Below are 11,524 nucleotides of genomic sequence, written 5' to 3'. Positions count from 1 at the left end.
GTGGGTGAACTCCTCGAACGATCGCTCGATGAGTCCGGCTGCGGCAGCCTGGTATTCGGTGACCGCCGCGACGACCCGATCCGAACTCATACCCGAACACTAGTTCGAACCACCGACAAGACACCCGCGCTTGGGACACCTGAAACCAAAGTGACACAAGAGATTTAGGGTCAGTGTCGAGCGTCTTGCGAGCCCTTCAGCTTCGCGTCGTGACCGCCAGTACGGCGTCGGCCAACTCCGGCCTGCAGACGACCAGATCCGGTAGCAGGACGTCGGCCTGGTTGTACTTGAGCGGTGAGCCATCGAGGCGCGAGGTGAACAGGCCCGCTGCGCGCGCCACCGCGACCGGTGCGGCCGAGTCCCACTCGTACTGTCCGCCCGCGTGAACGTAGGCGTCCGCGACGCCTTGCACCACAGCGGCGACCTTCGCTCCTGCCGAACCCATTTCGACCAGAGTGCCGTTCAAAGCCTCGCGGACGGCAAGTGCGATGGCCGGCGGTCGGGTGCGGGAGACGACGATGCGCGGTGCGGCGGGGGCCGCGGGTGGCGGCGGCACGTCGGGGGTCGCCAACGTCACGCCTTGAGCGGGCAAGGCGACCGCGCCGGCGACCAGTTCGCCCGCCTGCCACAGCGCCACGTGCACCGCCCAGTCTTCGCGACCGAGTTCGGAGAACTCCCTGGTTCCGTCGAGAGGGTCGACGATCCACACCCGATCGGCATGCAGCCGTTGCGAGTTGGCCTTCTCCGCCTCGGTCGCCTCCTCGGACAGCACCGCGTCGTCGGGCCGTTCGGTGGCGAGTGCCTCCATCAGGAAGGCGTGAGCGCGCTTGTCCCCGGCGTCCTTTCGCTCCGCGGCGGTGGCATCGGCCAGCTCGATGCGAACTTGCAGCAGCAGCTCCCCGGCTTCGGTCGCGAGGCGAGCCGCGAGATCGTGGTCGGTCACTCCTTCGCGTCGATCATGTCGATGACGTGCTGGGCCAATTCCTCGACGTCGCAGTCCGGGGTCAACCGCAGATCCGGCCTCTTCGGCCGCTGGTACGGACTGTCGATTCCGGTGAAGTGCGTGATCTCTCCCGCTCGCGCCTTCGCATAGAGCCCCTTGGGATCTCGGCGCTCGCAGTCCTCCAGCGGCGTATCGCAGAACACCTCGAAGAAGTCGTACCCCTGATCGGTGTGGACCTTGCGGGCCAACGCGCGATGCTCCTCCAGTGGGCTGATGGCAGGCACCAGCACGATCTGTCCGGAGTCCGCCAGCAGCGTCGCGATGTGCGCCAGCCTACGCAGGTTCTCGGCCCGGTCGGCCATCGTGAATCCGAGGTCCGCGTTGAGCCCGTGGCGCAGGTTGTCGCCGTCGAGAACATATGCGGGACGACCACTTTCGAGCAGTTTCTGCTCGACGAGCATGGCGACCGATGACTTGCCCGAGCCGGACAGCCCGGTGAACCACACCGTGCTTCCGCGAGACAGCCGGTCTTCGGCGGTGACCAGATTCTGATGCCGCACCGCATTCGGGGTGGCCGTGCGCGTCGCGGCCGGGGTGGTGTCGCGCACCATGCCCGCGGCGACGGTGCCGTTGGTGTCGGGATCGATCAGGATGAACGACCCGATGGCGGCATTGCGGGAGTACTCGTCGAGCAACAGCGGCACCTGCGTCCGCAACGTGATGCGGCCGAGTTCGTTGATCTTCAACGCCGTTGCGCTCTTGTCGCGGTGCAGCGTGTTCACGTCGAGACGGTAGTCCAGCGCCGTCACCTTGGCGCGGGTCGTGCGCGTGGTGTGCTTGATGACGTAGTCGCGACCGGGTTCGAGCGCCGCCTCGTCGGCCATCCAACACACCGTGGCGTCGAAGTCCTGCGTCACGTGCGGCTGGTTGTTGGGCCGCGCAATCATGTCACCGCGCGAGATGTCGATGTCGTCGGCCAGGCTGATCGACACGGCCATCGAAGCGAACGCCTCGGTGAGTGGTCCTGCCGGACCCTCGATTTCGGTGATGTGGCTGGTCTTGCCTGCGGGCAGCACCACGACTTCGTCGCCGGTGCGCATCACGCCGCTGGCGATGGTGCCCGCGTAGCTGCGGTGGTCGGCGTGGTCGTGCGTCTGCGGCCGGATGACGTACTGCACGGGAAACCGGACGTCGACCAGATTGCGGTCACCGGCGATGTAGACCTCTTCGAGGTGCGACAGCAGTGCGGGACCCTCGTACCAGGGCGAGGCATCCGACTTGGTGACCACGTTGTCGCCGTTGAGCGCCGACAGCGGAATGGTCGTCACGTCGTGAATGTCGAGACGGGCAGCGAACTCGTGGAAGTCGTCGCGAATCTTCTCGAATCGCGCCTGATCCCAGTCGACGAGGTCCATCTTGTTCACCGCCAACACGATGTGCTGGATGCCGAGCAGCGACGCGAGGAAGGCATGCCGTCGCGACTGCTCCAGCAGTCCGTGGCGCGCGTCGACCAGGACGATCACCAACTGCGCCGTCGACGCGCCCGTCACCATGTTCCTGGTGTACTGCACGTGCCCGGGAGTGTCCGCGATGATGAATTTCCGCTTGGCGGTGGCGAAGTAGCGGTAGGCGACGTCGATCGTGATGCCCTGCTCCCGCTCGGCACGCAAGCCGTCGGTCACCAGGGCGAGGTCGGTGTAGTCGTGTCCGCGTTCCTTCGACGTGCGCTCGACCGCGGCCAGCTGGTCCTCCATGACGGCCTTGGAGTCGAAGAGCAGCCGTCCGATCAGGGTCGACTTGCCGTCATCCACCGAACCGGCAGTCGCCAGCCTGAGCAACGTCGCCATCAGAAATACCCCTCGCGCTTGCGGTCTTCCATGCCTGCTTCGGAAATTCGGTCATCGGCGCGGGTGGCGCCGCGTTCGGTCAGCCGCGAGACCGCGGTCTCGGCGATCACCTCGGACACCGTGGCCGCCGTCGATTCGACGCAACCGGTGCACGTGACGTCGCCAACCGTGCGGAACCGCACGACCTTCTCGATAATCGGTTCGTCCTTGCGGGGTTGCAGGTACTTGTGGACGGCCAGGAGCATGCCGTCACGCTCGAAGACCTGGCGCTCGTGCGCGTAGTAGATCGACGGCAGCTTGATCTTCTCCGCTCCGATGTAGGACCAGATGTCGAACTCGGTCCAGTTCGAGATCGGGAACGCCCGGATGTGCTCACCCTTGTGGTGGCGCCCGTTGTACAGGTTCCACAGTTCGGGGCGCTGAGCCTTTGGATCCCACTGGCCGAATTCGTCGCGGAAGCTGAACACCCGCTCCTTGGCGCGGGCCTTCTCCTCGTCGCGCCGGGCGCCACCGAAGGCGGCGTCGAACTTGTTCTCCCGGATGGCCCGCAGCAGCGTGAAGGTCTGCATCGGGTTGCGCGACGGGATGGTCTCGACGACGCGGCCGGCATCGATGTCGTCCTGCACCTTGGCGACGATGAGCCGCGCACCGGACTCCGCGACGAGCTCGTCGCGGACCTGCAGCACCTCATCGAAGTTGTGACCGGTGTCGACGTGCATCACGGGAAACGGCAGCCGACCGGGCCGAAAGGCCTTCAGCGCGAGGTGCAGCATGACGATGGAGTCCTTGCCGCCGGAGAACAGCAGCACCGGCTTCTCCAGCTCCGCGGCGACCTCACGGATGATGTGGATGGCCTCGGCCTCCAACGATCGAAGGTGACTCAGTTCGTACTTGCCCGCGGTTCGGTCGAGCTCCTGCGCCGTCGTCATGACTTCCTCTTTAAGTGGGTAGAGTTAGCCAGAATTGCAATCATGCCCAGGAATGTATCCGGGCAGGCAGTCTCGTGTCAACGATCCGCTGGTCGACGAACGCCCGAACTACGGCGTGATCACCGCTCGACCGCGGATCTTGCCGTGGTGCAGCCGGTCGTACGCCTCGGCGGCGCGCGCGAGGGGGAAGTGCTCGACGAGCATCTTCAGCTTCCCCGCTCGAGCAAGTGCGATCACCTCGAGCAGTTCCGGGATCGACCCCCAGAACGGTGACGCCACCGAGCATTCGTGCGGCGGGCTGGAGAAGCTGACCGGCAACGTGGCCTTGCCGACACCGACGATCGTGAGATGACCGAGCACCCTGGCCACCTGCGCCGCCATGCTCAGCGTCGGACCGACACCGACGAGGTCCAGCACGAGTTCGGCACCTTGGCCCCTGGTGATGTCCTTGATGCGGGTGACCGCCTCATCGCCGGAGATCAGGACCTCGTCGGCGCCGAAGCCCTTGGCGACCTCGAGCTTGTCGGGTGACGTGTCCACCGCGACAACGGTTGTCGCGCCGCTCAGCGCCTTCAACACCTGGATGGCCATCTGTCCGAGTCCACCCGTACCGATCACCACTGCGGTCGAACCGGGCCCGAGCAGATGCACCGAACGCTTCACGGCGTGGTAACTGGTCAGGCCCGCGTCGGACAGTGGCGCCGCGTCGCGAGGATCCAAATCTCCCAATGGGATCAAATAGCGTGTGGACGGGACGATCAGATATTCGGCCATGCCACCATCGGTGCCACCGAGTCCCCCGGGGCTCGGCTTCCCGGGCGTCTGGCAATAGTTCTCCATGCCCTGTCGGCAGTTCATGCACAGCCCACAGCCCCACGGCCCGTAGACGATGACGGCATCGCCGGGCGCGAAGCCCGTCGCTCCCGAGCCCAAAGCCTCGACCCAGCCGGCATTCTCGTGCCCGAGGGTGAACGGCAGCGCGAACGGCTGTGACCCCGAGGGCGCCTCAAGCAGGTGAAGGTCCGAGTGGCAGGCACCTGCTCCGCCGACCTTGATCAGCACCTCCCCCGGGCCCGGCTCGGGGACCGGCACGTCCCGAAGTTGGCCCGGCTGTTGCCATTCGACGAACTGGAAAGCCTTCATGGCCGACCTAGTCTGTCCCAATCCGGTCGAACTCGACCTCGAGGTGCAACGGACCCCGGAACACCTGATTCACCCGGTAGGGCGGTGGGTCGACGACGAGGCGCGGGTTGTCGACGCGCCGCAGGAACGTCTCCACGGCGATGTTGACCTCGAGCCGAGCCAGCGGACCACCAACGCAACTGTGCACCCCGCGACCCCAGCCCACGTGCTGGTTGTCGGGGCGCTGGATGTCGAACCTCTCGGGGTCGGGGAAGCGCTTGGGGTCGCGGTTCGCCGCGCCGTACAGCAGGTGCACCGCCGACCCCGCTGGAATGACCGTGCCACCGACCTTGACGTCGGCGGTCACGCTGCGGCTCGGGAAGAACTGGACGGCGGACTGCAGCCGCAGGACTTCCTCGATGGCCTTCGGGATCAGTTCGGGCTTCTCGCGCAGCAGGTCGAGCGACTCGGGATTGCGCAGCAGGAGCAGCACGCAGTGCGCGATGGTGTTGACCGTCGAGTCATGCCCGGCGATCAGCAGCAGCATCGCGTTGGCCGCCGCCTCCTGGGGCGTCATCGCCCCGTCGGGCCCGTCGTGGTCATTGACCATCTTGGACAACACATTGTCCTTGGGTTCGGACACAAACCCCTGGATCAGGTCGGCCATGTACCGAGTGAGTGCCCCCGTGCTTTCACGGCCCTTGGCCGCGCGGGCCCGACCTTCCTCGGTGGCGGCGTCCGGACCCATGTCCGCACCCGCCATGAAGTCGAAGATCCAGCCATGGAAGGTCGGTTCGTCCTTCAGTGGCACACCGAGGATCTGACAGATGACGGCGACGGGAACCGGGTAGGCGTAGTCGTCGACGACGTCGAAGGTGTTGCCGCCCTTGGCTTTGATGCCGTTCAGCGAATCGTCACACAGCGTCTGGATGTCGACGGCCATGTTGGGGATCACGTCTGGGGAGTGCGGCGGGGCGAAGTGCCGCATCACCTGGCGGCGCTGTCTGTCGTGCTTGGCCGGATCGGAAACGATCAGGCTGGGCTCGCGGCCATACGCCTGCATGTGCTCGGCGCCGACGTCGGGCTGTGCGTGTGCTGCAGGCTGCGCCGAGATGGGGCTGCGCGAGATGTCGGAGCTGACATGCGGATCGTGCGCGAGCTGCAATAGCTCGCGGTAGCCGGTCACGACGTAGACCTTTTCGGCGACCTGCACGACGGGCGTCTTGCGAAGCTCGTCGAAGAACCGGTACGGGTCGTGACGGTTTTCGTACCTCATCGCCTCGGTCCAGGCGGTTTCTGCGGTCGTCATGCGTGCTCCGTCCTAACGGGCTTTCGAGCGGAACTCGGCGCCCCGCGAAGTGGGGTCGTGGCCGGTCAGCACGACGTCGGGAATTCCGGTCGGCTCACGCGGATCCGGGAAGCGGGCCGACATCACCTCGGAGTTCGTCGGCACGTCGTAACCCGGCGGCGGGGGCGGGAAGGGTGCCGACTGTTCGATGAGCCTGCCGTAGTACTCCAGCCACTTGCCGTGGTTGAAGGTGAGCGCTCCGACGATGCGGCCGTTCTTGCCGAAGGCGGCGGCGAAGCGGAGATCCTCCACGGAGCCCTGGGTGAACACGATCTCGTCGCCGAACGAGCACACGCCGACACCCTTGATGTTGACGCCGAACTGCCCGGACCAGAACTGTGGCAGCGGCAGGTGCGGGCGTCGGCCCCTCTCCAGGTTGACCATGTTGTGCGCCGCCGTCTGGGCACCGAGCACCGCGGCGTCCACGTGCTCGATCGCCATGAATTGGTACTCGTAGAGGACGTGCGGCGCCCGCGCGATGTCACCGGCGACGAAGATGTTGTCCGTCACCACGCCGTTGATGTCGAAGGCCCGGCAACCGGCGTCGCAGGCCACCCCCCAGAACCCGGCGGCCAGGTCAGCGCCCTCGAGCCATTCGATGTTGCGGATGGACCCCAGGGACGCCACCACCACGTCGACGTCGAGCGTGGTCCCGTCCGAGAGCTGAGCCTGTCGGACGTGCCCATCGGCGTCGCCCTTCAGTGCTTCGACGGCCACGCCGGTGCGAAGGTCGACGCCTGCGTCGCGCTGCATCTTGGCGGCGATGTCGCCGATGACCCCGCCGAGCGGTCCGACCAACGGCGCGCTGGAGCGCTCCGCGACGGTCACGTCCAGTCCGAGATCACGGCACACCGAGGCCATTTCGGAGCCGATGAACCCCGCGCCGACGATCAGCACCCGCTTGGGCCTGGCCTTGAATGCCGCCTGGATTCTCGCGGCGTCGTCACTGGTGCGCAGTGTGTACAGGCCCTTCAGCTTCGCCTCTTGAGGGTTGAACCAGGCGCGGGACCGTACCCCGGTGGCGATCAGCAACCGGTCATACGGGACCTTGTCGCCGTTGGCCAACAACACTTCTCGGTTGTCGCGGTCCAATCCGGTGGCAGCCACGCCGAGCCGCCAGTCGGCGTCGACCTCGCGTAGCCGCGGCAGCTTCGTGTTACCTGCCGGCACCCATCCCTTGAGGACCTGCTTGGACAACGGCGGCCGATCGTAGGGCTCGTGCACCTCGTCACCGATGATGGTCAGCGATCCGGTGAATCCCTCGTCGCGCAAGGCCTCCGCCGCGCGCAGGCCCGCCAGCGAGGCACCGACGATGACGATGCGCCCCTGCGCCTTGAAGGCGCTGACGAGCTCATCGATGAGGGGCTGCGCGTTCACTTGGTCGTCCGGTCCGCTGGCGGATCCATCTCGGCGATGATCGCCTGCACGGGGCAGGACGCCACGGCCCGTGCCACCTGTTGCCGTTGCGAGTCATCGGGATTCGGGTCATAGGCGAGGGCTTCCTCGCCATTGAGTTGGAGTACCTCCGGCGCCAGTGGGACACACTGCGCGTATCCCAGACAGCGATTCAAGTCGACCACGATGCGCATGCTGACGGGACCCCTTCTCAACCGGCGCCGAGGACCAACCGGCGCGATCCCCATTTCTGGAGCAGGCAACTGACGCTACGGTAAGTGGCCTTTCCGGACGTACCAATCCGTCAGACCGCCAATCGTCGAAGCGGAGGCCCCGGTCACGTGGGACTAGTCGACGGTCGTCGGCGCGTCCGACGCCTTGACCAGGCGCGCCTGTGGCCGAGCCGGGACCTCGTCGGCAAGGAACCATCGGAAGGCGAGGTTGCCGAGTGGATAGTCAAGCGTCGTCAGCGAGTTCGGGTGACCCGTCATCCCCCGCGACAGCACGATCGTCACCGAGCCGTCGGCGTTGGGTACGGCGGTGTGGCCGTTGATCGAACTGCGCGCATCGGCGACGCCTGGCGTGGCCATGAACTGGTTCCACACCACCAGATTCCAGAACCGGCACGCCGGCGGCCGATGCGTGATGACCAGAGCCTCGTCATCTTCGAGTACGAAACTGCCGTACGAGTAGCAGGCATCACGCGCGGACCAGCCGAAGTTGGCGTCGGGCACCTGGTACGCATCGGCGAATTCATTGGCGGCGTGCGCTATTTCGTGCCCCAGCGTGTGCGCGTCCTCGCTGCGTACCCCGACGGCCAGCGGCAGAATCGCGAACATCGTTTTCATCCACGCCGCGCTGGCCCGCAGTGCCGCCGCCGTTTCGGCGTCACCGTGGCGGAAGGGTTCTGGGTCGTCGAGCGCCTCGATGCGCCAGGCGACGGCCCGACCGGTCCGCGGGTCGGCCTGGTAATCGCGGGTCATCAGCACGGCCGCTTCGGGCGTCGGCCCGAGGTCGAACGAGAAGTTGCCGTCGGCATCGATCTCGAGGTCGTCGTCGCGCACGATCGCGACGACCTTGTCCGACCAGGCGCCCGGCGACGGTTCGTTGTAGGCGGTCACCGAGAAGTAGACGCTGTCGCCCTTGTTGCCGGTGATGCGATATCGCCGCTTCGGGTCGACCGGACACATGAAGTAGTACGCGTCGGTGTTGTCGCCTCCCCAGCGGCGGTCCGATCGCACCGGTGAGTTGACCTCCACCCACCGGGGTCGACTTGGGTCGGCGAACAGATAGGTGTCGAACGCAACGCCAAGGGTGGTCGCCAGCATTCGGTAGCCGTCGGCGACGTGCCGGTCGTCGGTGACGGCCCGGTCGCCGGTCAGGAACGGGCCGTCGAGACCACCCAACGTCTCCAACAGCTCGTGCCACGCGGTGGTCGACTCGTGGTCGGTCATGTGCTGATGCCTCTCGTGATGAGGGTGGCGGTTCGATCCACCCATGCGTCGTCGAGCGCCGGCCCGTGGGTGAGCAGCGCGAAGAAGGTGATGCCCGCGACGGCTTCGACGAGTTCGTCGGCGGTCACGTCCGGTCGCGCGTCGCCGCGCGCAACGGCGTCCGCTAGCCGATCCGCCAGACCCTGGGAGAGGATCCCCGAGAAGCGTTGCAGCAGTGCAGAATGTAATGTCGGGTCGGCCGCAAGCTCGCCAACCAGACCCGTCAGCGCGGCGCTGGCAGCGGGGGTGGTCAGCACGTCTGCACTGCGACGGACCATCGCGCGCACGTCTCCCGTCAGCGATCCGGTGTCGGGGAGTTCGGTGGCCTCGCCGATCGGGAAGACGGCCTCGTGGACGAGGTGTGCCTTGCTCGGCCAGCGGCGGTAGATCGCAGGCTTGCTGGTGCCCGCCCGCCTGGCGATGGCGTCGACGGACAGATCGGCGTAGCCCGTTTCGGCGAGCAGCGCGACCGTCGCCTCGAGCACCGCACCGACGATGCGCGGGTCGCGAGGCCTACCAAAGTCCGTCGTCATTACGGAACTCAGAGTAACATAAGTCGCTGTGACCGACGCCACAGCTGACTCCGTCCCCATGTCGCGGCCGGAGCCGCTCCGTGTCCACCTCGACGACCTGGCCGAGCCCCAATTCACCCCCGAAGCCGAGCAGATTCGCGACATGATGGCGTCCCTCGCGCCGGACTGTCCGCTCGACGCCGATGCACTCCATGCCAGGGCGACGGCGGATACCGGCCTTTACGACTTCGGCGCCGACGACTACCGCGAACGCCTGGACGTCTACCTGGCCGACGTCCGCAACATCGACGGTCTCACCCCGACAGGCGTCGTCAACTTCTTCAGCCAACTGCTGCAGGTGCTGAAGAACAGGCTGCTGCTCACCGACTTGCTCGCCAGGCACCCCGAGATCCACGACATCGAGCTGGCACCGCCCGTCGTCATCGCGGGCCTCCCCCGCACCGGCACGACGCACCTGCACAATCTGCTCGGCGCAGGCCCCACCTTCCGCACGCTGCCGTACTGGGAGGGCGTCGAACCCTTTCCGCTGCCATCCGAGGCGGGCATCGACCCGGACCCACGGCGGACCCGGATGGACCTTGCCGTCACCGTGATGAACATCGTCATGCCGCACTTCGCGCTGATGCACGAGATGACCACCGACCACGTCCACGAAGAGATCCAGTTGCTCGCCAACGACGTCTCCACGATGCTGATGGAGACCCTGTGCCTGGCCCCGCGATGGCGGGACTACTACCTATCTCACGACCAGACAACGCATTACGAGCATCTCGCGACTCAGCTCAAGGCGCTGCAATTCCTCCGCGGCGGCCGGCGCTGGTTGCTCAAGTCGCCACAGCACCTCGAGCAGCTGGCGGTACTCGACCGGGTGTTCCCCGGGGTGGTGGTCGTGTGCACGCACCGGGATCCGATGCCGGTCGTGCTGTCGATGATCGCGATGATCACCTACTCGGCGCGCATGCACCGCAGCCCGGTGCCCGTCGAGGAGATCGCTGCCTCCTGGGTCGACCGGCTCGAGTCGATGCTCTCCGCCTTCGTCCGCGACCGAAGCATCATCGGACCGCAGCGCTCGATCGACGTGCGCTTCGACGAGTTCATGACCGACGAGATCGGCGTCACCGAACGGATCTACGACCTCGCGGGTGAACCGGTGACCGACGCGGCCCGCGCCGCCATGGCCGAGTATCTGGCCGGCCACCAACGCAACCGGCTGGGCCGGGTGGCGACCTCGTGCGACATGTTCGGCCTCGACGAAGGCGACCTCCGCGAACGCTTCGCGCCCTACGTCGCGCGCTTCCTCACCTGACGCCGCTTACCTTCCTGGTAATTGAAATGCCTCGCCCGGCGGGACGAGGATGAACGCATGTCGACACCCACCGGCCCCGAGGTCATGGCGCAGTTCCTTCCCCAGTCCCCCTTCGTCATCAAACTCGGCATCGTGCCCGAGGTCCTCGACGGCGACGAGGTGCGCCTACGCATGCCATGGGATCCCACCAACGTCACGCTCGGCGACATGGTGCACGGCGGGGCCATCGCCGCGCTGGCCGACGTCACGGTGATGGCGGCGGCGTGGGCCGGAGTGCAGGCGGCCGAATCGCTGCGCGGCGTGACCACGTCGATGGCGTTGCAGTACCTCGCGCCGGCCAGGGCCACGGATCTGATCGGCGTCGGGCGGGTGCTGCGGGCCGGTAAGACGCTGGTGAATTGCGACGTGGAGGTCGTGACGCCCGACGGCGAGCTGGTCGCGAAGGCGATCGCCACCTACAAGGTCGGGTGACTTCGACGAATGTGTTGAAACGCCTAGCCGAGCGGTCATACGATCCAACTGAGCATGGGTCGGGGAACGACCAAAGGGGGCCGGCAATGGCGAACGCAATGCGCCGTTTGGCAATTCTCGGGGCGGTTACGCTGGTG

11 protein-coding genes are annotated in these 11,524 nt (G+C 66.5%); 2 read left to right on the top strand and 9 right to left on the bottom strand.

Translation table 11 applies throughout. The annotated features are described in order from the left end of the window. Positions 1–196 precede the first annotated feature (196 nt). From QOD90_RS15060 to QOD90_RS15020, 9 genes are all read right to left on the bottom strand, one after another. The gene (locus QOD90_RS15060; RefSeq protein ID WP_526351032.1) at positions 197–943 is read right to left on the bottom strand and encodes a 3'(2'),5'-bisphosphate nucleotidase CysQ; all 747 of its coding nucleotides are present in this window, start codon (positions 941–943) and stop codon (positions 197–199) included. Then, positions 940–2,790: a sulfate adenylyltransferase subunit CysN gene (gene cysN, locus QOD90_RS15055; protein ID WP_526351030.1), complete on the bottom strand. Its 1,851-nt coding sequence runs from the start codon at positions 2,788–2,790 to the stop codon at positions 940–942. Before cysN ends, QOD90_RS15060 begins: the two co-directional genes overlap by 4 nt. Continuing rightward, positions 2,790–3,719, bottom strand: coding sequence for a sulfate adenylyltransferase subunit CysD (gene cysD / locus QOD90_RS15050; protein ID WP_526351028.1), 930 nt, complete (start codon positions 3,717–3,719; stop codon positions 2,790–2,792). The genes cysN and cysD overlap by 1 nt, the downstream gene beginning before the upstream one ends. A 108-nt stretch (positions 3,720–3,827) precedes the next feature. Further along, positions 3,828–4,862, bottom strand: a complete 1,035-nt coding sequence (locus tag QOD90_RS15045; protein WP_526351026.1) for an NAD(P)-dependent alcohol dehydrogenase — start codon at positions 4,860–4,862, stop codon at positions 3,828–3,830. Positions 4,863–4,869: 7 nt separating this feature from the next. After that, the gene (locus QOD90_RS15040) at positions 4,870–6,150 is read right to left on the bottom strand and encodes a cytochrome P450 (protein ID WP_526351024.1); all 1,281 of its coding nucleotides are present in this window, start codon (positions 6,148–6,150) and stop codon (positions 4,870–4,872) included. Positions 6,151–6,162: 12 nt separating this feature from the next. Continuing rightward, a complete protein-coding gene (locus tag QOD90_RS15035; RefSeq protein WP_526351022.1) occupies positions 6,163–7,566 on the bottom strand; it encodes an NAD(P)/FAD-dependent oxidoreductase in 1,404 nt (467 codons plus the stop codon). Then, positions 7,563–7,778, bottom strand: a complete 216-nt coding sequence (locus QOD90_RS15030; protein ID WP_526351020.1) for a ferredoxin — start codon at positions 7,776–7,778, stop codon at positions 7,563–7,565. The genes QOD90_RS15035 and QOD90_RS15030 overlap by 4 nt, the downstream gene beginning before the upstream one ends. A gap of 153 nt (positions 7,779–7,931) precedes the next feature. Next, positions 7,932–9,038 (bottom strand): DUF1214 domain-containing protein, encoded by a 1,107-nt coding sequence (locus QOD90_RS15025; RefSeq protein ID WP_526351018.1) that lies wholly within the window; start codon positions 9,036–9,038, stop codon positions 7,932–7,934. After that, positions 9,035–9,610 carry a TetR/AcrR family transcriptional regulator gene (locus tag QOD90_RS15020; protein WP_526351016.1) on the bottom strand — a complete coding sequence of 192 codons (576 nt, stop codon included), beginning with the start codon at positions 9,608–9,610 and terminating at the stop codon, positions 9,035–9,037. Before QOD90_RS15020 ends, QOD90_RS15025 begins: the two co-directional genes overlap by 4 nt. Before the next feature lie 58 nt (positions 9,611–9,668). Between QOD90_RS15020 and QOD90_RS15015 the strand changes: the two genes are divergently transcribed. Next, complete coding sequence (locus QOD90_RS15015; protein ID WP_526351034.1) at positions 9,669–10,916, top strand: sulfotransferase; 1,248 nt, start codon at positions 9,669–9,671, stop codon at positions 10,914–10,916. Positions 10,917–10,973: 57 nt separating this feature from the next. Further along, positions 10,974–11,387, top strand: a complete 414-nt coding sequence (locus QOD90_RS15010; protein WP_526351014.1) for a PaaI family thioesterase — start codon at positions 10,974–10,976, stop codon at positions 11,385–11,387. Positions 11,388–11,524 lie beyond the last annotated feature (137 nt).

The sequence above is a fragment of the Mycobacterium sp. genome, from assembly GCF_032161845.1.
Classification (GTDB): Bacteria; Actinomycetota; Actinomycetes; order Mycobacteriales; family Mycobacteriaceae; genus Mycobacterium.
The sequence above is the reverse complement of the archived record's forward strand: the minus strand, read 5'-3'. Positions and strand labels throughout refer to the sequence as shown.

Bases quoted from the DNA above. Each gene is read 5' to 3' on its own strand.
- cysN (WP_526351030.1), bottom strand. From the start codon at position 2,790: ATGGCGACGTTGCTCAGGCTGGCGACTGCCGGTTCGGTGGATGACGGC.
- cysD (WP_526351028.1), bottom strand. From the start codon at position 3,719: ATGACGACGGCGCAGGAGCTCGACCGAACCGCGGGCAAGTACGAACTG.
- QOD90_RS15045 (WP_526351026.1), bottom strand. From the start codon at position 4,862: ATGAAGGCTTTCCAGTTCGTCGAATGGCAACAGCCGGGCCAACTTCGG.
- QOD90_RS15040 (WP_526351024.1), bottom strand. From the start codon at position 6,150: ATGACGACCGCAGAAACCGCCTGGACCGAGGCGATGAGGTACGAAAAC.
- QOD90_RS15030 (WP_526351020.1), bottom strand. From the start codon at position 7,778: ATGCGCATCGTGGTCGACTTGAATCGCTGTCTGGGATACGCGCAGTGT.
- QOD90_RS15025 (WP_526351018.1), bottom strand. From the start codon at position 9,038: ATGACCGACCACGAGTCGACCACCGCGTGGCACGAGCTGTTGGAGACG.
- QOD90_RS15020 (WP_526351016.1), bottom strand. From the start codon at position 9,610: ATGACGACGGACTTTGGTAGGCCTCGCGACCCGCGCATCGTCGGTGCG.
- QOD90_RS15015 (WP_526351034.1), top strand. From the start codon at position 9,669: ATGTCGCGGCCGGAGCCGCTCCGTGTCCACCTCGACGACCTGGCCGAG.
- QOD90_RS15010 (WP_526351014.1), top strand. From the start codon at position 10,974: ATGTCGACACCCACCGGCCCCGAGGTCATGGCGCAGTTCCTTCCCCAG.